The 25,630-nt window shown below is 64.5% G+C and carries 19 protein-coding genes; 10 read left to right on the forward strand and 9 right to left on the reverse strand.

The window, feature by feature from the left end; translation table 11 throughout:
- Positions 1-35: 35 nt before the first annotated feature.
- Positions 36-1,076 carry a phage portal protein gene (locus SR3_RS07540; RefSeq protein WP_068083177.1) on the forward strand — a complete coding sequence of 347 codons (1,041 nt, stop codon included), beginning with the start codon at positions 36-38 and terminating at the stop codon, positions 1,074-1,076.
- Between the two features lie 992 nt (positions 1,077-2,068).
- On the opposite strand, the gene SR3_RS07545 is transcribed toward SR3_RS07540, so the two are convergent.
- Positions 2,069-3,046: a LysR family transcriptional regulator ArgP gene (locus tag SR3_RS07545; protein ID WP_245653817.1), complete on the reverse strand. Its 978-nt coding sequence runs from the start codon at positions 3,044-3,046 to the stop codon at positions 2,069-2,071.
- Here SR3_RS07545 and SR3_RS07550 point away from each other — a divergent pair.
- On the forward strand, positions 3,045-3,677 hold the full coding sequence (locus tag SR3_RS07550) for a LysE/ArgO family amino acid transporter (RefSeq protein WP_068083180.1): 633 nt from the start codon (positions 3,045-3,047) through the stop codon (positions 3,675-3,677). The two genes, SR3_RS07545 and SR3_RS07550, sit on opposite strands and share 2 nt — an antisense overlap.
- Positions 3,678-3,795: 118 nt before the next feature.
- Here the strand turns inward: SR3_RS07550 and SR3_RS07555 are convergent, their stop codons facing one another.
- The 4 genes from SR3_RS07555 to SR3_RS07570 all read right to left on the reverse strand — a co-directional run bounded on the left by SR3_RS07555 (position 3,796) and on the right by SR3_RS07570 (position 10,438).
- Positions 3,796-6,333 (reverse strand): TonB-dependent receptor, encoded by a 2,538-nt coding sequence (locus SR3_RS07555; protein ID WP_068083183.1) that lies wholly within the window; start codon positions 6,331-6,333, stop codon positions 3,796-3,798.
- A gap of 123 nt (positions 6,334-6,456) precedes the next feature.
- Positions 6,457-7,134 (reverse strand): response regulator transcription factor, encoded by a 678-nt coding sequence (locus tag SR3_RS07560; protein WP_068083186.1) that lies wholly within the window; start codon positions 7,132-7,134, stop codon positions 6,457-6,459.
- Positions 7,131-8,384 (reverse strand): sensor histidine kinase, encoded by a 1,254-nt coding sequence (locus SR3_RS07565; RefSeq protein WP_068083189.1) that lies wholly within the window; start codon positions 8,382-8,384, stop codon positions 7,131-7,133. Before SR3_RS07565 ends, SR3_RS07560 begins: the two co-directional genes overlap by 4 nt.
- Before the next feature lie 23 nt (positions 8,385-8,407).
- Entirely contained in the window at positions 8,408-10,438 is a 2,031-nt protein-coding gene (locus SR3_RS07570) for a TonB-dependent receptor plug domain-containing protein (protein ID WP_068083193.1), read from the reverse strand.
- 290 nt (positions 10,439-10,728) lie between these two features.
- On the opposite strand from SR3_RS07570, the gene adh reads away from it, so the two are divergent.
- The 4 genes from adh to SR3_RS07590 all read left to right on the forward strand — a co-directional run bounded on the left by adh (position 10,729) and on the right by SR3_RS07590 (position 16,299).
- Positions 10,729-12,249 carry an aldehyde dehydrogenase gene (gene adh, locus SR3_RS07575; protein WP_068083423.1) on the forward strand — a complete coding sequence of 507 codons (1,521 nt, stop codon included), beginning with the start codon at positions 10,729-10,731 and terminating at the stop codon, positions 12,247-12,249.
- A 160-nt stretch (positions 12,250-12,409) separates the two neighbouring features.
- Entirely contained in the window at positions 12,410-12,799 is a 390-nt protein-coding gene (locus tag SR3_RS07580) for a DUF779 domain-containing protein (RefSeq protein ID WP_068083426.1), read from the forward strand.
- Positions 12,800-12,886: 87 nt separating this feature from the next.
- Positions 12,887-14,068, forward strand: coding sequence for an FIST N-terminal domain-containing protein (locus SR3_RS07585; protein ID WP_305778514.1), 1,182 nt, complete (start codon positions 12,887-12,889; stop codon positions 14,066-14,068).
- A complete protein-coding gene (locus SR3_RS07590) occupies positions 14,065-16,299 on the forward strand; it encodes a hybrid sensor histidine kinase/response regulator (protein WP_068083196.1) in 2,235 nt (744 codons plus the stop codon). The genes SR3_RS07585 and SR3_RS07590 overlap by 4 nt, the downstream gene beginning before the upstream one ends.
- A gap of 63 nt (positions 16,300-16,362) precedes the next feature.
- Here the strand turns inward: SR3_RS07590 and SR3_RS07595 are convergent, their stop codons facing one another.
- From SR3_RS07595 to pedF, 4 genes are all read right to left on the reverse strand, one after another.
- Entirely contained in the window at positions 16,363-17,037 is a 675-nt protein-coding gene (locus tag SR3_RS07595) for a response regulator (protein WP_245653818.1), read from the reverse strand.
- A gap of 195 nt (positions 17,038-17,232) precedes the next feature.
- Positions 17,233-19,017, reverse strand: coding sequence for a methanol/ethanol family PQQ-dependent dehydrogenase (locus tag SR3_RS07600; protein WP_068083432.1), 1,785 nt, complete (start codon positions 19,015-19,017; stop codon positions 17,233-17,235).
- A 103-nt stretch (positions 19,018-19,120) separates the two neighbouring features.
- Positions 19,121-19,978, reverse strand: coding sequence for a substrate-binding periplasmic protein (locus SR3_RS07605; protein ID WP_068083202.1), 858 nt, complete (start codon positions 19,976-19,978; stop codon positions 19,121-19,123).
- A gap of 5 nt (positions 19,979-19,983) precedes the next feature.
- On the reverse strand, positions 19,984-20,412 hold the full coding sequence (pedF, locus tag SR3_RS07610) for a cytochrome c-550 PedF (protein ID WP_068083204.1): 429 nt from the start codon (positions 20,410-20,412) through the stop codon (positions 19,984-19,986).
- Positions 20,413-20,538: 126 nt separating this feature from the next.
- On the opposite strand from pedF, the gene SR3_RS07615 reads away from it, so the two are divergent.
- The 4 genes from SR3_RS07615 to SR3_RS07630 all read left to right on the forward strand — a co-directional run bounded on the left by SR3_RS07615 (position 20,539) and on the right by SR3_RS07630 (position 25,592).
- Entirely contained in the window at positions 20,539-21,507 is a 969-nt protein-coding gene (locus SR3_RS07615; protein WP_407668152.1) for a PQQ-dependent catabolism-associated beta-propeller protein, read from the forward strand.
- Between the two features lie 107 nt (positions 21,508-21,614).
- A complete protein-coding gene (locus SR3_RS07620) occupies positions 21,615-23,024 on the forward strand; it encodes a porin family protein (protein ID WP_068083211.1) in 1,410 nt (469 codons plus the stop codon).
- 88 nt (positions 23,025-23,112) lie between these two features.
- The gene (acs, locus tag SR3_RS07625) at positions 23,113-25,068 is read left to right on the forward strand and encodes an acetate--CoA ligase (RefSeq protein WP_068083213.1); all 1,956 of its coding nucleotides are present in this window, start codon (positions 23,113-23,115) and stop codon (positions 25,066-25,068) included.
- A complete protein-coding gene (locus SR3_RS07630) occupies positions 25,065-25,592 on the forward strand; it encodes a cytochrome b (RefSeq protein ID WP_068083216.1) in 528 nt (175 codons plus the stop codon). Before acs ends, SR3_RS07630 begins: the two co-directional genes overlap by 4 nt.
- The last annotated feature ends 38 nt before the right edge of the window (positions 25,593-25,630 follow it).

Raw genomic sequence — 25,630 nt, forward strand, 5'->3', positions numbered from 1 at the left:
CCCGCCACTGGCGGGTCGAAGCAGGAGTTTTTCTGATGTCCGTTTCGCAGCAGTTGCCCGTGGCCGATGGCTGGACGGCCTACACCTTCGGCGAGCCGGAAAGCGTGCTGGACCGCAGCCAGATCTTCGACCTGTTTCAGGTGGTGCGCGGGGCGCTGTGGTATGACCCGCCCATTAGCCAGCTGGGGCTGGGGAAGGCCTATCGCATGGCGCCGCACCATCAGAGCTGCGTGCTGCTGAAGCGCAATCTGCTGGCCGCCAGTTTCAAGCCGAATCGGTGGCTCAGCCGTGAGGAGTTCGGCTCATGGGCGCTGGACTATCTTATCTTCGGGAATGCCTATCTGGAGCGAGTTGATAGCGTGGTGGGCACGCCCATCAATTTGAAGCGCAGCCCAGCGGCTTGGACGCGGGTGGGAACCGAAAAGCCGGGGCAGTACTGGTTCGTGCAGCCCGGCGTGCTGAATTACGATTATCATGAGTACCAGGCGGGCACCGTGCATCATTTGCTGGAGCCTGACCCGTTGCAGGAGATCTATGGCATGCCGGAATATCTGTCGGCGGTGCAGAGCGGGCTTCTGAATGAGAACGCCACCCTGTTCCGGCGCCGGTATTTCCTGAATGGGAGCCACGCGGGCTTCATCCTCTATGTCAGCGAGGCTTCCTACAGCAACGAGGATGCCGAGGAGCTGAAGGAGCAACTGCGCGCCGCCAAGGGGCCGGGAAACTTCCGCAACCTGTTCATGCATATCCCCAATGGCAAAAAGGATGGCGTTCAAATCCTGCCGATCGCCGAGGTGGCGGCCAAGGATGAGTTTCTGGGCATCAAGGAAGTGACCCGCGACGATATGCTGGCTGCGCACCGCGTGCCGCCCCAGCTGCTGGGCATCGTGCCCAAGAACGGGACGGGGTTCGGCAGTGTGATTGATGCGGCGCGCAGCTTTTACGCCTTGGAAATCTGCCCGCTGCAGACACGGTTGATGGCGCTGAACGATTGGTTCGGTGAGGAGGTGCTGGCATTCGAAGAGCCCGCCAACATCGCGGCGCTGGCGCCGGCGGCTGTCGCGGCAAAGGGCTGATCTACCATAAGGGCGGCAGGGAAGGCCGTACAGGCGCGGCGCTAGCCGACCACTCACCGACATGCCCGAGCGCCGTAGCGGCGCCCAGCGGGGCCGAGGGACCACCCTCGGCCCCATTTTTTTGCCCTCGGCCCCCAAAAAATTTCGAGATCGAGAGGTGAGGCCCGACCCCAAGCGTCGCGCTTGCCCCCACCTCCCCAGCGCTTCCTTTTGCATCGGATTTTATGCAGACAGGACCAGCCCAATGCACCCTGAGAGCCTGATTTCCCGGGCATGGCGGCCAATCGACAGCAAAATGGGCTCGACGCGCCCTGACGCAGCTCAATGCACCTGGAAGGTTGGCCTGGGCTCACCAATTTGTGGCGCTGACAGAATGGGCGAAAACGCGAGATTTTAGCCGAGAGCCACCCCCATCCTCGGGAAACGGGTTATATTTTCAATACTCCCACTTTGGTGCCCTGAAAACCGCAGAAATCCGCCATTTCTTGGTTTGCCGATACCCTGTTATTAGCTGGCAATGGCAACACTGCATCAGAGTTATCCGTCTGAAATATAACAATATATTGATTAGTAATTGTTTCTCTAAATAGGGGTAATCTCATAACAGACTGATTGCCGGTTCTGTTGCCTCTAATTTTCTTGGATTTGCTGGATTGTTGCCGAGATAACCTACTTCCCGCACATATATCCGGTTTTGAAAATCATGCCCTCCCTAGACGCGTAGGCGCGCATGCGTGGCGGATTTAGGCCGGGCCAGGTAAGCCTAGTGGACTGTGCAAATATGTGCGCCAGCGCATTTCGCAGAGCATAGAGAAAGGCCCAGAAGCGTGTGGGACGCTTCCGGGCCTGATTTCCAGCGGATCAGGGCACCTTGTTAGGCTTGAAAGCGCCTAAGGTGACTGGTCGCACTGTATTGGTGGTAGCGCTCCTCCGCTACCATCTTTCCCCCAGGCGGGGATTTCCTGACATCATGATATCAGTCCGCATGGCGGTCACGGTGCAGTCTGGCGCAGCCTTGCCTTGGCCACCTTGCGCACGGCATCGGTCAGGCTCGTCAGGGCGGTGGCGTGCAGCCGGGCCACGGTCCAGTAAAGCTTCACCTCCAGCGGCGTGTCGGGCGTCAGTTCGACAAGGGAGCCATCGGCGATCCGGGGCGCGGCCAGCACCGCAGGCTGCATACCCCAGGCCATGCCCGCCAGCGCGAAATCGAGCATGCCGAAAGTCGAGGGCACCCAATGCACCGGCGAGTTCAGGGCGATGCCGTGATGCTCTTTGGCCCAGCGCGCCTGAAGCCCGTCGCTGCGCTCGAAATTGAGGCAGGGGGCGCGGTTCAGGCTGTCCGCCGTCACGCCTTCGGGGAAGTAACGGGCTGCGAAATCCGGGCTGCAGCAGGCCTGATAGACCAGACGCCCCAAGGGAATGGTCTTGCAGCCCTGCACCGTGCCCGGATCTGCGGAGACGGCGGCCAGCACCTCGCCGGAACGCAGCCGGTCGGCGGTGACGCCCTCATCCTCGATGATGAAGTCGAGCAGAAAGCCGGTGGAGCGGGCGAATGCCGCCGCCGCTTCGGGCAACCAGCTGGCCATGCTGTCGGAATTGACCGCCACTTTCAGCGTCACCGGCGCATCGGCTTCGCTTGCGGGCAGGGCGAGGGTGGGGCGCAGGTCGGCCTCCAGCAGTTGCACCTGATCGACATGGGCGCACAGCCGCCGCCCCAGTTCGGTGGGCAGGCAGGGCTGGCCCCGCACGATGGTGATGCTGCCCAGCCGCTCCTCCAGCGCCCTGACCCTTTGCGAGACAGCCGAGGGCGTGATGCCGAGCTTTTCAGCGGCGCGTTCGAAGCTGCCTTCGCGCACCACGCAGGCCACGGCGGCAAGGGCAGGGTAATCGAGCATGATGAAGCTGTACTTCATCAGGGTTAGAAGAACAAGTTTTGCTGAATCGACGATCCGCCTCATAGGCCCGTCCATGATCCAGCTTTTTCCCACCTTCCTCACCGGCTTCGCCATGTCCGCAGCGCTGATCGTGGCCATTGGCGCGCAAAACCTCTTTGTGTTGCGACAGGGGCTGAAACGCCAGCATGTCGGCGCCATCGTGCTGTTTTGCGGCAGCGCGGATGCGGTGCTGATCGCGGCGGGCGTGGGCGGCGTGGGGGCGTTGCTGGGCGCGCTACCTCAGCTGACCATGGTGCTCACCCTGTGCGGCGCGCTGTTTCTGGGCTGGTATGGCGTGAAGGCTTTTCAGCGGATGATGACGCCCGAGGCGATGGGCGCTGAGGGGGGCGTCACCGATCAGGGCAGCGTCACGCTGGGCCGGGCGCTGGCGGCCACGGCCGCTTTCACCTTCCTCAACCCGCATGTCTATCTCGATACGGTGCTGCTGATGGGCGCGGCGGGTTCGGCGCAGGCGCCCGCCTTGCGGCCTGTCTTCGTCGCGGGGGCGGCCTGCGCGAGCATCGTCTGGTTTGCGGCGCTTGGCTATGGAGCGCGTGTTCTCACGCCGCTGTTCGCCCGCCCTGCCGCGTGGCGGGTGCTGGATGCGATTGTGGGTGCCACCATGCTGGTGCTGGCCGCATCGCTGATCGGGAGACTGTTGACATGAGTGCGTCCATCCTGTGGCGGCAGGTCATGGCAATCTGCGAGGTGACCGTGCGGCAACGTTATGAGGCGCCATGGCGGGAAGCCGGGGCAGAGCGATGGGCCCGCTCTGCCCCCAGGCGTCAATCCTCAGCCGAAGAGCCCGGATTGCGCCCGAAGTTGTAGCGCACGCCCACCATAAAGGCGCGCCCGGGGGCGGGGGTGCGGAATTGCTCGTCCTGCCCGTTGTAGATGTTGGTGCCCAGCACGCCGAAGGTGGCGTAATGGCGGTTGAACAGATTGGTGATGTTGGCGAACAGCTCCACATGCGCCGCCGGCATCACATGCAGATCGAGGTTGACCAGCGCATAGCCGGGCACCGCGCCATTGAGATTGGCCTCGTCGCCATGGGCATACTGGCTGGAGACCGCGATCAGATTGGCCCCCACCGCCAGCTGCCGGATCGGCGTGTAGAGCGCCCGCAGCTTGACCGTATCGGAGGGAATGCCGGTGATATGGTTGCCCGGCTGCACCGTATCGCCATTCTCATCGGTGAAGCTGGAGCGATAGGTCGCGGCAACATGGCCATAGCTGGCGCCCAGATGCAGCCTGGCGAAATCGCCCGTCAGGCCTACTTCCACGCCCTGCCGCTGGGTTTTTCCGACATTGGCGAAATAGCCCATGCCCGAACTGTCGAAGATGAACTGGATGTCGTTGTTGAGCCGCGTGCGATAGAACGCCGCATTCCAGCCGATATGCTTCCCGATGGCGCCGCGTCCGCCGACCTCGATGGTGCGGGCGACGACGGGTTTGAGTTCGGGGTCGCCGTTGAAGCCGGTGGGCAGGGCGCAGGGCCGGGCCGGATCGGCGCAGGCCAGTTCGATGGCGGTGGGCGCGCGCATCGCCTCGCTGTAATTGGCGAAGAGGCCGATTGCCTTCAGCGGGTTCCACACGATCCCCACCGCAGGGTTCACCCGGCGATAGGTGTGTGAGCCATTGACAGGTGCCACCTCCGGCCCGGCCACGCCGCCTGTGGGGATTTTGGCGGTGGTCAGCGATGAACCGGCCCCGGCGGTGCCGGAGGTCGTCCAGTAGGAGGCGCCGATATAGGCGGGGTTGTAATATTTGCGCCCGTCCATGCCCGTCCAGCTGAAGCCGCCATCTTCATTGAGGAACTGGCTGTTGCTGCCGCCCAGCGACACATGCGTTGAGGTGAAGCTGACCGAGCCGGTGATGCCCAGCCTGTCCGTCAGCGAAAGCATGTCGCGGGCAAAGATGTTGTAGCTGCTGTTGTGCGAGGCAATCGCCACGCGACTCACCAGCGGATTGCCCTGAAAGCCCGCGGTGCTGCCATATTTGAAGTTCCACGGCATCATCACCGTCTGATAATTCACCAGATAGGCCAGCCAGGTGCTTTGATCGTAACGGATGTTTGAGGTTTCCCAGTTGCCGCCCAGATTGAAGTCGTTCTTCAACCCGAAGATCGGAGCATCCACGTCGATCAGCGCATTGCCGCCAAAGGTCCGCTGGTTGACGTTGGAGAGCACCATCGAGGTGTTGATGTTGTCCTCGTAATTATGGATCGGCAGGCTGCCGGTGTAGGGCCGGAAGTTGGCGTATTTGGCGGTGCCCTGCGCATAAGGGTTGATCTGGTAGAGATCGAGCGCCGTGCCGTTCACCGCATCCGCCGTGCAGTTGCGCGATTCACCGCCCTCGCAACCATCGTCATTGCTGGCATTGCTGTTGCTGGAATGCGCTTTCGAGCGGCGATAATAGACATTGCCGCTGATCTTCACATTGGAGGCCAGCCGCGCATCGGCCTTGAGGTTCACAATGACCTGATTGTTCGAAACATTGTCCGGCCAGGTATAGGCCATCTGCGGCGTGCCCAGCATCGAGAGCGGCAGCGCCTGCGTGCCGTTGAGCGATGTGTCCGACCATACCGCACCCAGCTCGGCGTTGGCCGAGGTGCCATGCCAGCGCAGCTTGCCATAGGCCTGCTTGACCAGCGTGCTGGTGTACCAGCGATAGCCGTCCTGTTCGTCATAATTGCCCGCCACGAACCAGTCGAAGGCCTTGTTGGCGAAGGTGCCGCCCGCCTCGGCCTGCACCGCCTTGCGGTTGAAGGAGCCGGCCTGCATGGTGACGCCCAGCCCGCCATTGTCGGCGCCGTTCTTGGTGTCGAGCACCAGCGCGCCGCCCAGCGTGTTGAGCCCGAACAAGGGGTTGGAGCCGGGCAGCACCTCCACCTGCCTGACGGCATTGAGCGGGATCAGATCCCAGTTGACGATCGAGCCGAAGGCCTCGTTCATCCGCACCCCGTCGAGATAGACCGACAGGCCGGTGGGCGAGCCGAGCAAGGATGTCGCCTGAAAACCGCGATAGGACACGTCGCTCTGATAGGGGCTGCCGGTGCCGTTGCTCAGCGCGATCGAGCCGAGATTGGCATTGAGCAGATCGGCCAGATTTTCATGGTTCTGGCGGATGAGGGCATCACCCGAAAGCACCTGCGCATTGGCGGGCACATTGCTCAACGTGGTGGTGTCGCTGGCCAGCGGCGCGGTGACGACGATGGCGGGGCTGCTCTCCATGGCGGCGGCATCGGCGGCCAGCGCGGGGGTGGCGGTCAGCAGGCTTCCGGCCAGACAGGTCGCGCCCAGCAGCATTATCTTCTTGGTCATGATTGTCGTCCCCTCCCGCGCATTTTATCCCGGATCGGTTCATCCGGTTGCTGCGGCTTTCATCGTCTGCATCCTGATTATCAGGCTGCGGGAGGGGAATCCTGACGAAACCGTCAGGATGACCTAAGGTATAAGGTCACAGACCAGCTGCACGCCCTGACCTTTGACAGCGCGCACGGTAAGTTCCGGGGCATATTCGGCCAGACGGCGGCGCAGGATGCTGATGGAAACATCCAACGTGTTGTCTGTGATGGAGGAATCCTCGCCCCAGACAGTATCGATCAGTGTCTGGCGGGGCATAAGGCCCCCCCGCCTGGCCGCCAATTGCAGCAAGAGGGCATGGGCCTTGGGCTCCATGGTCAGCTTCGCGCCATGGCGTAGAATCTGCCCCCTGGCCTGATCCACGCTGAGCGACCCGAAGGCGATGGGCGCGGGCGCCAATTGCTCCGCGCGACGTGCCAGAACGGTGATGCGTGCCACCAGCTCGGCAAAGGCGAAGGGCTTGGGCAGGTAATCGTCGGTTCCGGCCTCGAAGCCTTCGAGGCGGTCGTCCAGCGCGGCGCGCGCGGTCAGCATCAGCACCGGCATGCGGTGGCCTTGCGCGCGCAATTGGCGGCAGAGATCCAGCCCATCGCCATCGGGCAGACCCAGATCGAGGATCACCACACGAACCTCGCCCGCGTTGACCTGATCGAGCAGCTCCGAGCCGCGCCTCAGCCAGCGGATGGGGAAGCCGCGCGTCGCCAGACCCTGGCTGACGCAGCTGCCGATGGCCACATCATCCTCGACCAGCAGGATCATGCGGCATCCTCCTTCAGCAAGGGCAAGTCCATCACGATCCGGCATCCGGTGCCTTCGCGGTTTTCGGCGCGGATGGCGCCGCCATGCTGCTCGACCACCCAGCGGGCCAGCGCCAGTCCCAGACCGGTGCCGCCGCGCATCCTGCCGCCCTCGGCCTGATAATAGGCGTCGAAAATGCGGGGCAGTTCGCCGGGCAGCACGCCGGGGCCGGTGTCCGCGATGGCGATGGTGGCGGTGTGGCCGTTGCCGCCTGACGACACATCCAGCGTCCCGCCCGGATCGGAGAACTTGAGCCCATTGTCGATCACCGCCAGTGCGGCCTGAGCCAGCCAGCGCCGATCCCCCTCCACGATGATCGGGGCGAGCGCATGATCCTGCCGGATCGTCACGCCGATGGATCGGGCATAGGGCTGGGCCTGCAAGGCGGCGCTGGCCAGCACGTCAGCCAGATCGCAGGGGTGCGACGCCATCACCGGGCGCCCTTCGGCGGCGCTGGAAAGGGACAGCAGTTCCTCGATGCGGTGATGGAGAAAGCCGGTCTGGGCCACGATATCGCGCAGCGGTGCCGCAGCATCGGCCCCGCTGTCCAGCGCCACCTCGGCCATCACGCGGATGGCGGTGACGGGGGTGCGCAGCTCATGGCTGGCCTTGGCGAAGAACAGGCGGCGCGATTGGTCGATGGCGCGCAGGTCTTGCGTGCGGGCGGCCACCTCGGCCGTCAGATCGCGGTTGGAGCGTTGCAGCTGGATCAGGCCGGTGGCGGCCGCCCCCAAAGCCGTCAGCGCCAGCAAAGCCCCAAGCATGATCGTATCGCGGCGGATGCGGGCGAGGTCGATGCGGACGGTGGCCACCTCACGCTGCTCGTTGCTGTCGATCGCTTTCACCATGGCGATCAGTTGGGGGCGAGTCTCGGGGCGTTGCGCCAAACCGGCCAGCGTATCGGCGCGGGCCAGCTCTTCGTTTTGGGCCTGTTGCTGCCGGTGGCTCAGGAACTGGCGCTCTTGCCGGATCAGATCGCGATAGGCCGTCAGATTGTTCCGCAAGGCCTGAGCGCTCAACCCTTCCGCATCGCGGGCAAGATCGGACACCAGCGCGGCCTGCTGCCGGGCGATCAACGCATGCTCGAACTGGCGCGAGGCAGCCATCAGGCTCAGCGAAAAGCCCAGCAGCAGGCCCAAAATCGATCCGCCAAGAACCAGCAGCAACAGCATCAGGCGCAGGGCAGGGCGCCGACGCCCTTCGCCTCCCATCCCTGGCTCTGGCGCGATCTGGCTCACAGGTCTTTGTGGACTCCCAGCCAGACGGTGCGCGGTATGCCGACATCGATGCTGCCCGCCTGATTGCGCGTCATCACCGTCACGTCGGTCAGGTTTTCCACGCGGAGGATGGCGGCAAAGCCATGGCTCAGCGGCGCGCGGGCGAAGAGGCCGAGGGTGGTCGCCGGGCGCAGCACCGAATTGGCGCCATTGGCGTCATCCTCGAACTGCGCGCCGACATAACGCACCGTGGTCGAAAGCTGCCAGCCCTTGGCCGGAGCCCAGCCCAGGGTGGTGCTGGTGGCGATCCTGGGCGTCTGCGCGGGCCGCAGACCATTCAAACCGATCGCCGCGCCGCTGGCCTCCACCACGGAATCCGTCAGCGCCAGCGAGGCATCCAGCGTCACCGCCCCCCAGCGCCCTTTGGCGTCCAGCTCCAGGCCCCTTGCGCGAATGGCATCGACATTCTGCCGCTGCTTCAGATTAACGCCCGTGGTGACATTGGCGATCGCATGCTCCAGCCGGTTGATGAAGCCGGTGGCTGATAGCGTCACCCCCGCGAAAGGCCCCAGATCGATGCCGCCCTCCACGCCCTTGAGCCGCTCATTGCCCAAAAGCGGATTGGCGTTGGTGGTGACGGGAAAGACGGTGAAGGTGCGATACAGCTCGTTGATCGTCGGTTGGCGCATCCCGCTGTAGGCCGAACCGCGCAAGGTTACGCCATTGGCCACATGCAGCAAGGCGCCGCCCCGGCCCGACAGCGCCCAGCCATCGCGCGGGTCATAGCTGTTGTCGGCGGTGATGGCCCCGGTCGGCCCGGCGGTGCGGACATAGCCGCGTTCGATGGCCCAGTGGTCGCCGCGGATGCCGCCGGTCAGGGTCAGGATGCCGATGCGCCAGTCGTCTTCGAGGAAGAGGCCCTTGTCGTCATTGGTGCCGCCCGCCCAGCGATAGGCGCTGACCGCCCCGGTGGTGGAATTGTAGCTGACCTCGGAGAGATCGCCGCTGGTGCGGCGCCAGTCGGCACCCAGCCGCAGCTGGTGATCGGGGCCGACGGGAGGATGCACCTCAAGCTTGCCGCCAAGGCCGGTGGACGGCGTGGAGCGCTGATCCAACGTGCGTTTGAAGGTGGTGGAGGAGATCACCACATTGGAAAAGCCGCGATCCTGCAGATAGGCCAGAGCATCGACCTGCCATGGCCCGCGCGCCACCAGGCGGAGGGAGGCATCCTCGCCAAAGCTGCGGCTGTCGGCCCCGGCGAAGCGCAGGCTGCGCTGATCGCGGAAGGCGAGCACACGGCTTTGCAGCTCGATATCCGGGGCGACGGGAGCAACGCCGCGGGCCGAGACGCTCCAGCCGTCATAGGCGGCCCTGGCGCTGGCGGGGACGCGCTGGTCGAGCGGCGTGGTCCAGAAGCCTTGCCCGCGATCCCAGCGGCCCGAGATCACCGCAAAGCCTTGCCCCAGCCTGGGCGCGACGCTGCCTGAAAGCGAGGTCTCGCCGCGATTGTCAGCGGAGATATCGCCGGAAAAGGCGCCGGTGGTGTCGCGCCCGGCGCTTTCCAGCGCGATGGTGCCCGCGACCGCTCCCGATCCGAAGGCCCCCGAGCCGCCGCCACGCGTGACGCGGATGTTGGCCAGCCGCTCGGGCGCAAGGGCCGAGAGCGCCACCGAACCGAACATCGGATCGGCCATCGGCACGCCATCGAGCAGCACCAAAGTGCGCGCCGCCGCATTGCCGCCCAGCGCGCGCAAGGTGACGCCCTGCGCCGAAGGATTGGTCGAGCGGCTGTCGGACCGGCGGAATTCCTGAAAGCCGGCCACCCCGCTCAGCACATCCTCGATCCGGCCCGAGGCGCTGGAGAGCAGCGTCTCGCGTGAGATCAGGATGCTGTCGTAAGCGGCGGCGGCCTTGCTGTCGGCCAGCGGACGGCCGGTGACGATCAGCACCTGACCGCCATCGCCATGTTGCGCGGGATCGGCGGCGGCATCAGCATGGGCAGTAACGGGCAGCGCGCCCGTGACGGCGGCCGACAGCACGGCGGCCATGCCCAAATCGCATCGGATACCCACCTTCACAACTCCCCCGGATCACTTTGCCTTTGCGGCTATGCTGCGCAGCCTAACAGTGCTGCCGCGCCCTTCATCTTATACTTTAGGACAAGGCGGGAGTCGCTCTGGCGCCAGTGTGGCGCTGCCTTGCCGGTCATTCGCCCCAAGGCCCTGTCAGTCCATCGCGCAAACACCTGCTCCGACCGAAGGTGCAATTGTTTGAAGCGGTGGGCAGGCCGATCTTTCTTCCCAAGGGACGGATAAAACACTGACCCAGGAGGATGACGATGCTGCAGGACGCCTTGGCGAAATTCGCCGGCCAGAAACTGATCCGCGACAAGTATGAGAACTATATCAACGGCGCCTGGGCTCCCCCCGCGCGTGGCGAGTATTTCGACAACATCTCGCCCGTGACCGGTCAGGTGGTGTGTCAGGTGGCGCGCGGCACCGCCGAGGACATCGAGGCTGCGCTGGACGCCGCCCATGCCGCCAAGGATGCCTGGGGCAAGCTGTCTTCCACCGATCGCTCGAACATCCTGCTCAAGATGGCCGACCGCATGGAGGCCAATCTCGACCTCATCGCGCTCGCCGAAACCATCGACAACGGCAAGCCGATCCGCGAGACGACCCATGCCGATATTCCTCTCGCCATCGATCATTTCCGTTATTTCGCCGGTTGCGCCCGCGCTCAGGAAGGCACGATCAGCGAGATCGACCATGACACCGTGGCCTATCACTTCCATGAGCCGCTGGGCGTCGTCGGCCAGATCATTCCGTGGAACTTCCCGATCCTGATGGCGGTGTGGAAGCTGGCCCCGGCGCTGGCGGCGGGCAACTGCATCGTCCTCAAGCCTGCCGAGCAGACCCCCATGTCGGTGCTGGTGCTGCTGGAGGTGATCGGCGATCTGCTGCCGCCCGGCGTGCTCAATGTGGTGAACGGCTTTGGCGTGGAGGCAGGCAAGCCGCTGGCATCCAACAAGCGCATCAGCAAGATCGCCTTCACCGGCGAGACGACCACCGGTCGCCTCATCATGCAATATGCCAGCGAGAACCTGATCCCCGTCACGCTGGAGCTGGGCGGCAAGAGCCCCAACATCTTCTTCGAGGATGTGATGGACGCCGATGACGATTACTTCGACAAGTGCCTCGAAGGTTTCGCCATGTTCGCGCTCAACCAGGGCGAGGTCTGCACCTGCCCCAGCCGCGCGCTGATCCAGGAATCGATCTACGAGAAGTTCATCGAGCGCGCCATCGCCCGCGTGAAGGCGATCAAGCAGGGCAGCCCGCTCGATCCCAGCACCATGATCGGCGCTCAGGCCTCGAACGATCAGCTTGAGAAGATCCTCTCCTACATCGACATCGGCCGCAGCGAAGGCGCCGAAGTGCTGACCGGCGGCGAGCGCGCCGTGCATGACGGCGAACTGGCCGAGGGCTATTACGTCACCCCCACGGTCCTGAAGGGCCACAACAAGATGCGCATCTTTCAGGAGGAAATCTTCGGCCCCGTGCTGGCCGTCACCACCTTCAAGGATGAGGCCGAAGCGCTCGCCATCGCCAATGACACGCTTTACGGCCTTGGCGCGGGCGTATGGACCCGCGACGGCAGCCGCGCCTATCGCATGGGCCGGGGCATTCAGGCCGGTCGCGTCTGGACCAACTGCTATCACGCCTATCCCGCTCACGCGGCCTTCGGTGGCTACAAGCAGTCTGGCATCGGGCGTGAGAACCACAAGATGATGCTCGATCACTACCAGCAGACCAAGAACCTGTTGGTCAGCTACAGCCCCAAGGCTTTGGGCTTCTTTTAAGGCGTTTTCCGAGTCACCGGGTGTTCCACCCGGTTTGAAAACGCTCCGATGTAACGGCACATGTGAGGTGGTCTCTCCGCCTCACATGTGAGACTGTGGCGGGCAGCCCCATCCATCACTCCATCCTGCCCGCCACCTTTTAAGTTTGGAAAGGCTTGCCGTGGACACACCGCCACGCATTCTTTCGACCCCCGCCGCCGATGATCTGATCGCCCGGCTGGAGGCGCGCCATGGGCCGCTGATGTTCCATCAATCGGGCGGCTGCTGCGACGGTTCGGCGCCGATGTGCTTTCCCAAGGGGGAGTTCAGGGTCGGCGCTCAGGATGTGCTGCTGGGCGAGATCGCGGACGGCGTGCAGGTGTGGATCGGCGCGGCGCAGTTCGACTATTGGCGCCATACGCAGGTGACGGTGGATGTGGTGCCGGGGCGCGGGGCCGGCATGTCGCTGGAGGCGCCTGAGGGACTGCGCTTCATCGTGCGTTCGCGCATCTTCACCGATGAGGAGGTGGCCCTGCTGGAGGCCGCCGGAGAGCCCGCGCGCGGAGCCTGACCTTTGGCCGTTTCGAGACAGGCTCCGGCGCTGGTTTTGGATGACAAGCACCCCCTTTCCGGTCCATGAGAGAACCATAAGAAAAATATGGGAGAGACCGGGCAGATGGTGCAGAATCTGGTGAAATCGGGGGTGGTTTTCGCCACGTCGCATGCGGATGATCCGTTCGATGCGATGGAGGAAATTGCTGCGCAACTGGGCGCCGGAAATCCGGGGGGGGACAAGCTTGCCGGGGCGATCCTGTTCTGCCCGCATCATTTTGACACGGCGAAACTGGCGTGGGCCATCAATCTGCAGACCGAGGGCGTGCATGTGATCGGCTGCACCAGTTCGGGCGAATTGACCGATCAGGGCTACGATCATGACAGTCTGAGCGCCATTGGCTTCCCCGCCAGCGCCTTCCGCCTGACCTCGCACTGCTTCCTCGACATCGACCGTTTCGACCCCGCCGCCGCCCGCGCGCAGGTCCGCCAGCTGGCCGCCGAGGCCGAGCGCGAGAGCCGGGTGCTGGGCGAAAGCGTCAACCATGTCGCGCTGTTTCTGGTCGATGGCCTGTCGCATTCCGAAGAATTGCTGACGATGACCATTCAGGACGCCTTGGGCGAAATCCCGCTGATCGGTGGTTCCTCGGGCGATGATCTCAGCTTCTGCCAGACCTCGATCTTCGAGAGTGGAGCCTTTCATCAGCGCGCGGCGGTGGTGGCGATCCTCTCCACGCCGCGCCCGCTGCATGTCTTCAAGGCGCAGCATTACCGCCCCGGCGAGCGCAAGATGGTGATCACCGGCGCGCTCCCTCACGAACGCATCGTGACCGAGATCAATGCCGAACCCGCCGCTCAGGAGTATCTGCGGCTGGCGGGCCATGCGGGGGAGGAACTGGGCGTGGAGTTCTTTGCGGCTCATCCGCTGATGGTGCGCGCCGGGGGCGAATATCACGTCCGTTCGGTGCAGAGCGCCAATCCCGATGGCAGCCTGACCTTCTACTGCGCCATCGATGAAGGGTTGGTGCTGACGGTGGGCGAACCGGTGGACCGGATCGCGGGCATGGAGGCGCTGTTCTCCGACATTCGCGAAACCATCGGCCCGGTGGATCGCATCATCGCCTTCGACTGCGTGCTGAACCGCATCGATGCCGAGCGGCGGCAGCTTTCCTATGACGTTTCACAGCTTTACCGCAAGAATGGGGTGGTGGGCTTCAACACCTATGGCGAGCAATATCATGCACTCCATATCAACCAGAGTTTCAGCGGGCTGGCCATTGGCGAATGAGTGAAGCCCAGCGCCTTGACGTGACTGAAACCGATGCTCTGCGCGAGGAATTGCGCAAGCTGCGCCGCATCAATGCCTCGCTGATGGACCGTGTCGAGCGGTCGAGCGATATGTCGGCCAATGCCTTTTCGATGTTCGAAACGGCGATTTCCCTGGAAGCCATGGTGCGCGAACGCACCAGCCAGCTTGAGGATGCGCTGGGCCAATTGGCCAAGGCCAACAGCGATCTGGCCGCCGCGCACAGCTCCGCCGATGCCGCGCAGATGCGCCTGCGCGATGCCATTGAATCCATTAACGAAGGCTTCGTTCTCTTCGACGCCGATGATCGTCTGGTGCTGTTCAACGAGGCCTATCTGGGCTTCTGGCCCGAACTCTCGCCCCATATGCGCGAGGGGATGGAGTTCTCCGAAATCGCCCATCTTGCCGCGCAGCATGAACGGCCTTTGGGGGCGGTGGTGGCGCCGGATCGCTGGGTGTCGGAACGGCTGGCCAAACATGGCATCGCCGATGGCGGCCATGTGCAGGCGCTTTGCGATGGCCGTTGGGTGCAGATCAACGAATTGCGCACCAGCGAGGGCGGGATCGTCGGCATCTACACCGACATCACCGAGGTGAAGGCCGAGGATGCCCGCGCTCGCGCCCTCGAACTGGCCGAGCGCAATCTGGTGCTGCAATCGACGCTGGATACCTTGTCGGAAGGCGTTTGCATGTTCGATAGCGCCGGGCGGCTTTCGGCGTGGAATGGCGCCCTGGGGCATCTGCTGGGGCTGGGCGACGATCCGGCGCGGGCGCTGGCCTGCCACGGCGATCTGCTGGACTGGTGCCGCAAGGGTATGGGCATGGAGGATCATGGCTGCCTCGATTGGCGGCAGGATCAGGGCCATGTCAGCCAGCTGTGCCCGGCGGGGGATCGGCGTTTCGAGATCCGCTCGACGCGCACGGGGCAGGGCGGACAGGTCTTCAGCTTCACCGATGTGACCGATATGCTGACGGCTCAGGCGTCCCTGCGCGAAACCGCCGAAACGCTGGAGCGGCGCGTGTCGGAACGCACCGCAGAGCTGCTTTCCGTCAACGCGAGGCTGGGTCAGGAGGTGGCCGAACGCCGCACCATCGAGGCGGCGCTGACACAGGCCAAGATCGCGGCGGAAAAGGCCAATCTATCGAAAACCAGCTTTCTGGCGGCGGCCAGCCACGATCTGTTGCAGCCTCTGAATGCGGCTTGCCTCTTCGTGGCGGCCTTGGGCGACAAAAGGCTGGCGCTGCCCACCCGAGCGCTGGTCTCGCAGACCGCCACCGCGCTGGAATCGGTGGAGGATCTGCTTGAGGCATTGCTGGAAATCTCAAGGCTTGATGCGGGCGCGATCCAGCCGGAAATCAGCCATTTCCGCATCGATCAGCTGCTTCAGACGTTGAATGTTGAATTCACCCCCACGGCGCGCGCGGCGGGCCTGCAATTGCGCATGGAAACCGAACCGCTGTGGGTCGAATCCGATGTGCGCCTGCTGCGCCGCATTTTGCAGAATTTCGTCTCCAACGCGATCCGCTACACCGCCTCGGGCAGCGTGCGCGTCACCTGCGGGGTGGAGGGCGACCAGGTGCGCGTGGCGGTGATCGACACCGGGCGCGGCATCGACAGCAGCCAGCAGGAGATGATCTTCGAGGAGTTCCGCAGGCTCGACACGCGCAGCCAGGGCAAGGGGCTGGGGCTGGCCATTGTGCGCCGCGCGGCGGATATGCTGGGCCACAGGATCTGGCTGCATTCCGCGCCGGGCGAGGGATCGACCTTCGCCATCACCCTGCCGCTGGGCCGCCCGGTCGCGGCCAGCGAGGGCGATGGCGTCACCGCCCCGCGTGACCGCTCGATGCAGGGCCGCCGCGTGCTGGTGGTGGACAATGAGCGGCAGATCCAGTCGGGCATGCGCACGCTGCTGGGTGGCTGGGGCTGTCAGGTCGCCACCGCCGGGGATTATGGCGAAGCGGTCAGGCTGTTCCCCGAGGACGAGCGGCCCGATATCATCCTCGCCGATTACCACCTCAACGATGGCGAGACCGGAGACCGGGTGATCGCGCAATTGCAGGCGCATTTTGGCGCGGCAATCCCGGCGGTGATGATCTCGGCGGATCGTGGCGAGGAGTTGAAAACCCAACTGGCGGCCAGCGGCACGCCCTTGCTCAACAAGCCGGTGAAGCCCGCCCAATTGCGCGCCTTGCTGCGCACCATGTTGCCGTAAACCCCTGAAACGAAAACGGGCGCCCCGATCAGGGCGCCCGTTCTGGCCGGTGGCAGGGCGCGATCAATCCCCGTCGAACTGCACCCGATTGGCCAGGATCACCGCCTGCGTGCGGCTGAACACATTCAGCTTGAGCAGAATGGCCGAAACATGCGCCTTCACCGTCGTCATCGAGACCGAGAGATCATGCGCGATCTGCTTGTTCAGCCGCCCATGCACCAGATGATTGAGCACGATCTTCTGCTGCGGCGTCAGGCTTTCGATGCGCTCGCGGATCTGTTCGTTCTGTTCGTTGGCCGGGTCGGTTTCCGCCACGGCATCGGGCATATAGATCTCGCCCGCCACCACGCGATGCAGCGCGTCCAGAATGGCGCTGCGCTTCATCGATTTGGGGATGAAACCGGCAGCGCCAGCCGCCAGCGCCTCACGCACCACGGTGCGGTCGAAGGCGCCCGAAACCATCACCACCGGCAGCATCGGGAAACGCTGGCGCAGCAATTTCAACCCGTCGAGCCGTTTCACATCGGGAATATGCAGATCGAGCAGGATCAGGTCGAAATTGTCCTGCTGCTCCAGCGTGGCCAGCGCCTCTTCCATGCTGGCCGCCTCGAAAATGTCGCAGCCATCGAAGGTTACCGCAATCACGCTGCGCAAACCGTCGCGCACCAGCGGATGATCGTCCACGATCAGCACCCGCTCCATCTGAGGCCCGCTGCTTTCCACCCTGCCGCTATCCATGATCCCTGTTTTACCCCCGGCGCCATGATCCGATACAATCGCGGGCGTGGCAAGCATCGCTGTTTTTAGTGGCGGAAAATTCCGCGTGCCGTCCCATGCCGATCCTTGCTGTCCGCGCCCCATCACGATCATCGCTGCCTCCTTCTGAACGCCAGAAGCGGTTGACCCATATGGATCAACCGCTCCTCATTCACGTTACCCCTTGGGCATCTTGAACACCCAGAGCGAACCGCCCTGGTTGATATCCTTGAACGACTTGGCGACCTCGCCGCCCCACAGCGGCACCGCGCCGCCCCAGCCGGACATCACGGCGACATATTGCTCGCCATCCTGCTCCCATGTCACGGGCGAACCGACCACGCCCGAACCGGTCTGGAACTTCCACAATTCCTGGCCGGTCTTGGCGTCGAAGGCTTTGAGATAGCCTTCGGGGGTGCCGGTGAAGACCAGATTGCCCGCGGTGGTCAGCACGCCGCCCCACAGTGGAGCCTTGTTCTTGTATTCCCACACGATCTTGCCGGTCTTGGGGTCCATGGCGCGCAAGGCACCGATATGGTCCTCGGCGATGGGCTTGATGGTGAAGCCCGCGCCCAAGAAGGCCGCGCCCTTCTTGTAGCTGATGGGCTCGTTCCAGATGTCCATGCCCCAGTCGTTGGAGGGCACGTAGAACAGGCCGGTGCCCTGATTGTAGGCCATGGGCATCCAGTTCTTGCCGCCCAGGAAGCTGGGCGAGGAGAAGACCGAAGGGCCCTTGGCAGCCGCCGCCGGATCGCCGGGGCGGCCGGCCGGGATCACGATGGGCTTGCCGTCCTTGGTGAAGCCTTCGGCCCAGGTGGTCTTCATCACGAAGCGGCTGGCGCTGATGAACTTGCCATTGGTGCGGTCCAGCACGAAGAAATAGCCGTTGCGGTCGGCCTTGGCGCCCAGCTTCATCGGCTTGCCGTTGATGGTGGCGTCGAAGGGGATGAACTCGTTCACGCCGTCGAAGTCCCAGCCGTCATGCGGCGTGGTCTGGAAGTGCCATTTGATGACGCCCGTGTCGGGATCGATGGCCAGGGTCGAAGCGGTGTAGAGGTTGTCGCCCTTGCGCAGATGGCTGTTCCACGGCGCGGGGTTGCCGGTGCCGAAGTACAGCAGATTGGTGTCCGGATCATAGGTGCCGCCCAGCCAGGTGGCGCCGCCGCCGGTCTTCCACTGGTCGCCCTCCCAGGTGGCGTTCAGCTTGCCGGTGATGCCATTGTCCTTGCCGCGCAAGGTGCCCATGTTGCCTTCGACGACCGGGCGGTGCCAGATCAGCTCGCCGGTGTTGACGTCGCGCGCTTCCACCGCGCCCACGATGCCGAACTCGCCGCCCGAATTGCCGGTGATGACCATGCCATGCACGATCAGCGGCGCGGCGGTGGCGCTGTAGCCGGCCTGATAATCGGCGATCTGCTTGTTCCACACCACCTTGCCGGTGTGGCGGTTGAGCGCCACCAGACGGGCGTCCAGCGTGGCGAAGATGATCTTGTCGCCATAGATGGCGGCGCCGCGGTTCACCACGTCGCAGCAGGGCATGATGCCGTCGGGCAGGCGGGCCTCATACTTCCACTTCTGCTCGCCGGTGCGCGCATCGAAGGCGAAGAGGCGCGAATAGGAGCCGGTGACATAGATCGTGCCGTCATAGACCAGCGGCTGCGATTCCTGGCCGCGCTGCTTTTCGCCACCCAGCGAGGCGGCGAAAGCGGGCACCAGCTTGCCGACGTTCTCGGCGTTGATCTGCGTCAGCGGGCTGAAGCGCTGGGCGCGCGGGCCCATGCCGTAGGTCAGCACGTCGCCGGTGGAATTGGCGTCGTCCATCAGCTGGGCATCGGTCGGGCCATTGGGGGTCGGGCCAGCCGGAGCAGGGGCATTCTGGGCCATCAGGGGGGCGCTGACGCCGCCCAGTGCCAGCGTGATGGCGGCCAGACCGGCCATCGAACGCCTGAAACGTTCCTTCATGATCATCTCCCGTTTTGGTGGTCTTTTGGATGTTATGGGGGCGGGTTCAGCGCCTCGATGAACAGAGTATGATGTGGGGTGAAGCGAACAATTGGACCTTGGGTCAGGCGGCGAGCGCCGGAGTCCATGTGACGCCGTAGCGAGCGAAGATCTCCTTGAGTTCGCCGGATTTCACCATGGCGTCCAGCAGCCCCTCGATGGCATCGCCCAGATTGCGGCTGTTTTCCTTCACCGCCATGCCGATATCCCAGCCCGTTGACATGAAGCCGGGCATCGGCATGCTGCGCAGCGCGATGTTGGCGGGTTTGCGAAGAGCCAGAGCGCTTTCCACCTGCGCCTTGCTGGCGAATACGCCATCGGCCTTGCCATCCGCCAGCGCGGCGGCGGCATCGAAGCCCATCGGGAAATGGAGGATATCGCGCGCCAGCACGCCGCCGCCCGTGCCCAGCAGATAGGAATCGGGGATGGAGTCGATCTCCACCGCCAGCTTGCGGCCCTTGTATTGGGAAGGGGCGGCGTTGCAGTCGATCTGCCCCTTGGCGCAGGCGAACTGGAAGCTTTCGCGGTAATAGGGGGCGACGATGGCCACCTGATCGACGCGCGCGGCAAAGCCCCGGTCGAAGGGCACATGCAGCATCACATCGGCGGGCTGGAAGCCGAGAAGCCCGCCCTTCCACACGCCATTGCGCAGATCGGCCTCCACATCGTCGCCGGGCATCAGCTCGGCCAGATCGACATGAACGCCCAGCGCCCTGGCCAGCGCCGCGCCAAGATCGGCATCGATGCCGAGCAGCTTGCCGTCCTGTCGCCAGGACCAGGGGCGGTTGTCCTTATAGACCGCGACCCGAAGAACCCCCAGAGCCTTGACCTTGGCCAGAGGCGCAGCCTGCGCCGCAACCGGGCCCATGCCCAATGCGGCGAAGGCCAGCGCCTGCATCACGAATGCGCGCCGATCCTGCATGCGACTCAGTCCTGATGCTTGGTTTCGAGCCAGGCGCGGATCGCCCAGCCGGCCTTCTGCCCCAGCACCTCGCCCATGGGCGGCATATAGACCTTGCCGTCATGGCTGGAGCCATGCTGATAGCGCTGGATGAACCATTCGTCGCCCGTGTCGCCCAGCTCCAGATAGCGCAGGTCCGGGGCGATGCCGCCGCTCTCGGCTTCGAGGCCGTGGCAGCGGGCGCAGTTCTGGCCATAGGCCGACTCGCCGATCTTGATCGCGGTGGCGTTGCCGCGATAGGGATTGTGCTGCAGCCATGCCTCGCCAATGTCGGGCAAGGCGGAGGTGTCGACGGCCTGTGGGGTGACATTGCCATGCGCCATCAGCGAAGAACCGACCGACGTGACGACAACAGCGGCGGCGGCCAGCGTGGCCATGCGACCAAGAATTTTCATCCTCTAACCTCATTGATAGCGTGTTTTGTTGCGCACAAGTCTACGGTGTTGCGTGGGGCCGCCCATAGACCTTTGGTACAATCCCAAGCTTGCGGGCAGCCGCCTAGAAAGGGCCTTATGAGAAGGATGATCGCCCTGCTGCCCCCCTTGATCGTTGCCGCATCGGCATGTGTTTCAACGGCCTGTTTCGCCGAGACAATCTATGTCTCGAACGAGCGCGGCGACAGCGTCAGCGTGATCGATGCCGCCACGTTGAAGTCGCTCGACACATGGAAGATCGGCGCGCGCCCGCGCGGCATTGTCCTTTCGCGGGACGGCAGGTTTCTGTTCGTCTGCGTGGGCAACGATCATGCGGTGCAGATGATCGACCGCGCCACGGGCAAGGTGGTGGCCGATCTGCCATCGGGCGAAGACCCCGAGCAGCTGTTCCCCTCGCGCGATGGAAAGGTTCTCTTCGTCGCCAATGAGGACAATGCGGCGGTGACGGCCATCGACATCGCCACGCGCAGCGTCGCCTTTCAGGTGCCTGTCGGCAAGGAGCCCGAGGGCGTGGCGCAGAGCCCCGATGGCCGTTCGCTGGTCGTCACCTCCGAGGATGACAATGCGGTCAGCTGGATCGACCTGCCCAGCCGCAAGGTGATCGCCACCATCGAGACCGAGCAGCGTCCCCGCCATGTCGAATTCACCGCCGACGGCAAGCAGTTGTGGATCGCGGCGGAAACCGGCGGGGTGGTGCAGGTGGTCGATACCGCCAACCATGCCGTGATCGAAACGCTGCATTTCGCGCCACCGGGCGTGAAGGACTATCAGGTGCTGCCCTGCGGCATCCGCTTCACGCCCGATGGCAAAACGGCGGTGATCGCGCTGGGGCGGGCCAACATGGTGGCGCTGGTCGATGTCGCCACCCGCAAGGTGCGGGCCTATGTGCCGGTGGGCAAGCGGGTGTGGCATCTGGCGATCAGCGCCGACGGCGCGCGCGCCTACACCGCCAATGGCGTCTCGGACGATGTGACCGTGGTGGACCTTGGTGCAGCCCGGGCGGTGGGCACGATTGCCGCTGGCGCCGGGCCGTGGGGTGTTGTGATCGCACCTTGATGTGTCCTTGGCCAAAAGGACGAGAACCTAAGTTCAATATCAGCCAATAGCCTCCCGCGTCACTCTCCCCACAGGCCGGAAAACCGGCCCGGAAATGGGAGGATGATATGAAAAAGCAGGTGATCCTGAGCGGCTGCGCCATGGCCTTGGCGTTGATGGTCGGCGCAACGGCGACCCCCGCCATGGCTGGCTCCAACGCCGAGCTGCTCAAGCGGCTGCACGAAAAAGGCATCCTGAGCGACGACGAATACCAGTCCCTGCTGGCCGGCGACAAGGCCGACACCGCCGCCGCCGCCCCGGTGGCCGCTGCCCCCACGGCCCCTGCCGCCGCGCTGGATGACAAGCGCCTGATCCGCATGACCGACAGCGGCGTGGGCATGGAGGTGGGCGGCGTGACCTTCAAGGTTTCCGGCCAGGTCAACGGCTTCTACACCCATGACAGCGGCCAGACCCCCGGCGCCAACACGGCGGTCGTCGGCGGCGTGGTCGCGGCGGGGGGCAACAGCAGCTCGATCCGCAACGGTCTGCTGCCCGGCTATCTGAAGTTCGACATCACCACCAGGCAGGCGGGCTGGGACATCGGCGCGCATTTCGGCATGTATCCCGGCATCAACAGCGCCACCTATGCCACCGGCGGCGGCGCCAACAGCGGCGGCCAGAACACCGCGCTGCAGACCGCCGGCATCGATTTCCGCCAGACCTATATGACCGTGGGCCGCGCCGGGATCGGCGAGTTCAAGCTGGGCCGCGACATTGGCCTGTTCGGTTCGGAAGGCATCCTCAACGATATGACGTTGCTGGCGGTGGGCTCGACCGGGGGCAATGTGGCGCCTGCCAACACCTCGCTGGGGCGCATCGGCGTGGGTTATATCTACACCGATTTCCAGCCGCAGATCACCTATACCTCACCGAAGATTTCGGGCTTTACCGTCAGCGCGGGCGTGTTCGAGCCGCTGCAGTCGCTCACCGGGCCGGGCGAGACCAGCGCCTCGCCAGGGTTCCAGGGCAAGATCACCTATGATGGCAAGTTCAGCGATGTGACGCTGCGCGCATGGCTCTCGGGCATCACCCAGCGGCATAACCGTCTGGACGGCGTGAACTACACGGGGCAGGGCTTCGATACGGGCGCCAAGATCGGTTACGGCCCGCTGACGCTGACCGGCTATTACTACCGCGCCGCAGGTCTGGGCACCACCGCGCTCAACCTGTTCGACACCGATGCCACTGGCCATCGCCGTGACAGTCAGGGCTTCTATCTGCAGGGCATGGGCACCTTCGGCAAGCTCTCGGCGGGCGTGAGCTATGGCGAGAGCCGCCTGTCCTACGCCAACACCAGCGATGCCGCGGCCAATCCCACGCTGCTCAAGAAGAACAGCAGCTGGGTCGGGCAGGGCCGCTACAGCCTGACCAGCTGGGTGACGCTGATCACCGAATATGTCCACACCACCTCGCAGGCCCATAACGGCAACAAGGCGCAGGGCGATACGGTGGCGGCAGGCGCGATCTTGTTCTTCTAAAGACCAATACCGATCAGAGAGGCGGCGTTTTATCGATTGATGGAACGCCGCTTTCTCTGCGCCGAACCTATAACACAGAGAGTATGCCATGAACGACGAGCTGTATCCGGTCCCCGACAGCTGGGCGCAAGACGCGCTTTTCGATGCCGCCGCCCGCGCCGCCGCCCATGAGCGCTCTCTGGGCGATAGCGAGGCCTATTGGCTGGAGCAGGCCAGGCGTCTCGACTGGATCAAGGCCCCCACCAAGGCCAGCCGCAGCAGCTTTGCCGAAGAGGATTTCGGCATCGAATGGTTCGCCGACGGGCAGCTCAATGTGGCCGCCAACTGCCTCGACCGCCATCTGGCCGAGCGTGGCGACGCCACCGCCATCGTCTGGGAGCCCGACGATCCGAAGGAAGAGCCGCGCCACTATACCTATCGCGAACTGCACGCCGAAGTCTGCCGCTTCGCCAATGTTCTGAAAGATGCAGGCGTGCATCGCGGCGACCGCGTCACCATCTACCTGCCGATGATCCCCGAGGCAGCCATGGCCCTGCTGGCCTGCGCGCGGATCGGCGCGATCCACTCGGTGGTCTTCGGCGGCTTCTCGCCCGAGGCGCTGGCCGGGCGCATCACCGATTGCGACTCCAGCGTGGTCATCACCGCCGACGAAGGGCGCCGGGGCGGCAAGCGCATTCCTCTCAAGGCCAATGTCGATCAGGCGCTGACCCATTGCACCAGCGTGCGCCATGTCATCACCGTGCGCGCCACGGGCGGGCAGGTGGCCATGCAGAAGGGCCGCGACATCTGGTACCATGAAGCCGCCGCCTCGGTGGACGCCGACTGCCCGGCGGAGGCGATGAACGCCGAAGATCCGCTGTTCCTGCTCTACACCTCGGGCTCCACCGGCAAGCCCAAGGGGGTGGTGCACAGCAGCGCGGGTTATCTGCTCTGGGCCAGCCTGACGCACGAACTGTGCTTCGACTACCGCCCCGGCGAGGTCTACTGGTGCGCCGCCGATGTGGGCTGGGTCACGGGCCACAGCTACATCCTCTATGGCCCGCTGGCCAATGGCGCGACCACGCTGATCTATGAAGGCCTGCCCAACTGGCCGACTCCCTCGCGCATCTGGGAGGTGGTGGATCGCCACCGTGTGCAGACGCTGTTCACCGCCCCCACCGTGCTGCGCGCCCTGATGAAGGAGGGTGACCATCATGTGGAAGCCACCAGCCGTGCGTCCCTGCGCGTGCTGGGCAGCGTGGGCGAACCCATCAACCCCGAGGCCTGGCGCTGGTATCACCATGTCGTGGGGCAAGACCGCTGCCCGATCATCGACACATGGTGGCAGACCGAGACCGGCGGTGCTATGATCGCTCCCATGCCCGGCGCCACCGCCCTGAAACCCGGCAGCGCAACCCTGCCTCTGCCCGGCGTCGATCCGCAGATCGTCGACGGTGAGGGCCATGTGCTGACCGGCGCCTGCGAGGGCAATCTGGTGATCGCGCGCAGCTGGCCGGGCCAGATGCGCACCGTGTGGAATGACCATGCGCGCTTCTTCCAGACCTATTTCAGCACCTTCCCGGGCCAATACGCCACCGGAGACGGCGCCCGCCGCGATCGGGATGGGTATTACTGGATCACCGGCCGCGTGGACGATGTCATCAACGTCTCGGGCCACCGCATGGGCACCGCCGAGGTGGAGAGCGCCCTGGTGCTGCACGCCACGGTAGCCGAGGCGGCGGTGGTCGGCATGCCGCATGACATCAAGGGGCAGGGCATCTACGCCTATGTCACGCTCAACACCGGCGAGCAGCCCAGCGAGGAGCTGCGCGCGGCCCTGACCCGCTGGGTGCGGACGGAAATCGGCCCCATCGCCACCCCCGATGTGATCCAGTTTGCAGCGGGCCTGCCCAAGACCCGCAGCGGCAAGATCATGCGCCGCATCCTGCGCAAGATCGCCGAGGGCGAGGTCTCGCCGCAAGCCTTGGGCGACACCAGCACGCTGGCCGATCCTTCCGTGGTGGAGGATCTCGTCCGCACCCGTCTGGCGGCGGTGACCGCATGAACGGGCCGCGGCAGCGCTACAGCCGCGGTGCGCGCCTGCTGCACTGGACGATTGCGCTGCTGATCATCACCAACATTCTGCTCGGCATCGCCCATGGCGTGAACAAGGACTGGCCGGTGATCCCGCTGCACAAAAGCATCGGCCTCACCGTGCTGGCGCTGACCTTGCTGCGCATCATCTGGCGCCTGACCCACCGCCCACCGCCCTTGCCCGCGCAGATGCCGGGCTGGGAAAAGGGCGCGGCGCATGGGCTGCATGCGGTGTTCTATGTGTTGATGCTGGCGTTGCCGCTGACCGGCTGGGTGATGAGTTCCGCCGGGCAGTATCCGCTGCGCTGGTTCAACCTCTTTGCCGTGCCGAAGTTCGCGGTGACCAAGGGCAGCGCGCTGCTTGAGTTTTCACACGGCGCGCATGGGGTGATGGGGCTGGTGTTCGGCGCGCTGATCGTGCTGCATGTCGGCGCGGCGTTGCGGCATCATTTTGTGCTGAAAGACGATGTTCTGGGGCGAATGACGGGGCTGTAAGCAAAGCAAAAAGCGAGGGGGTTACCCCCTCGCGCTCC

Origin of the sequence: Novosphingobium rosa NBRC 15208, from assembly GCF_001598555.1 — a bacterium.
Taxonomy (GTDB): Bacteria; Pseudomonadota; Alphaproteobacteria; order Sphingomonadales; family Sphingomonadaceae; genus Novosphingobium; species Novosphingobium rosa.

Bases quoted from the DNA above. Each gene is read 5' to 3' on its own strand.
- SR3_RS07540 (WP_068083177.1), top strand. From the start codon at position 36: ATGTCCGTTTCGCAGCAGTTGCCCGTGGCCGATGGCTGGACGGCCTAC.
- SR3_RS07550 (WP_068083180.1), top strand. From the start codon at position 3,045: ATGATCCAGCTTTTTCCCACCTTCCTCACCGGCTTCGCCATGTCCGCA.
- SR3_RS07545 (WP_245653817.1), bottom strand. From the start codon at position 3,046: ATGGACGGGCCTATGAGGCGGATCGTCGATTCAGCAAAACTTGTTCTT.
- SR3_RS07555 (WP_068083183.1), bottom strand. From the start codon at position 6,333: ATGACCAAGAAGATAATGCTGCTGGGCGCGACCTGTCTGGCCGGAAGC.
- SR3_RS07560 (WP_068083186.1), bottom strand. From the start codon at position 7,134: ATGATCCTGCTGGTCGAGGATGATGTGGCCATCGGCAGCTGCGTCAGC.
- SR3_RS07565 (WP_068083189.1), bottom strand. From the start codon at position 8,384: ATGGGAGGCGAAGGGCGTCGGCGCCCTGCCCTGCGCCTGATGCTGTTG.
- SR3_RS07570 (WP_068083193.1), bottom strand. From the start codon at position 10,438: ATGGCCGCCGTGCTGTCGGCCGCCGTCACGGGCGCGCTGCCCGTTACT.
- adh (WP_068083423.1), top strand. From the start codon at position 10,729: ATGCTGCAGGACGCCTTGGCGAAATTCGCCGGCCAGAAACTGATCCGC.
- SR3_RS07585 (WP_305778514.1), top strand. From the start codon at position 12,887: ATGGGAGAGACCGGGCAGATGGTGCAGAATCTGGTGAAATCGGGGGTG.
- SR3_RS07590 (WP_068083196.1), top strand. From the start codon at position 14,065: ATGAGTGAAGCCCAGCGCCTTGACGTGACTGAAACCGATGCTCTGCGC.
- SR3_RS07595 (WP_245653818.1), bottom strand. From the start codon at position 17,037: ATGGATAGCGGCAGGGTGGAAAGCAGCGGGCCTCAGATGGAGCGGGTG.
- SR3_RS07600 (WP_068083432.1), bottom strand. From the start codon at position 19,017: ATGAAGGAACGTTTCAGGCGTTCGATGGCCGGTCTGGCCGCCATCACG.
- SR3_RS07605 (WP_068083202.1), bottom strand. From the start codon at position 19,978: ATGCAGGATCGGCGCGCATTCGTGATGCAGGCGCTGGCCTTCGCCGCA.
- pedF (WP_068083204.1), bottom strand. From the start codon at position 20,412: ATGAAAATTCTTGGTCGCATGGCCACGCTGGCCGCCGCCGCTGTTGTC.
- SR3_RS07615 (WP_407668152.1), top strand. From the start codon at position 20,539: ATGATCGCCCTGCTGCCCCCCTTGATCGTTGCCGCATCGGCATGTGTT.
- SR3_RS07620 (WP_068083211.1), top strand. From the start codon at position 21,615: ATGAAAAAGCAGGTGATCCTGAGCGGCTGCGCCATGGCCTTGGCGTTG.
- acs (WP_068083213.1), top strand. From the start codon at position 23,113: ATGAACGACGAGCTGTATCCGGTCCCCGACAGCTGGGCGCAAGACGCG.
- SR3_RS07630 (WP_068083216.1), top strand. From the start codon at position 25,065: ATGAACGGGCCGCGGCAGCGCTACAGCCGCGGTGCGCGCCTGCTGCAC.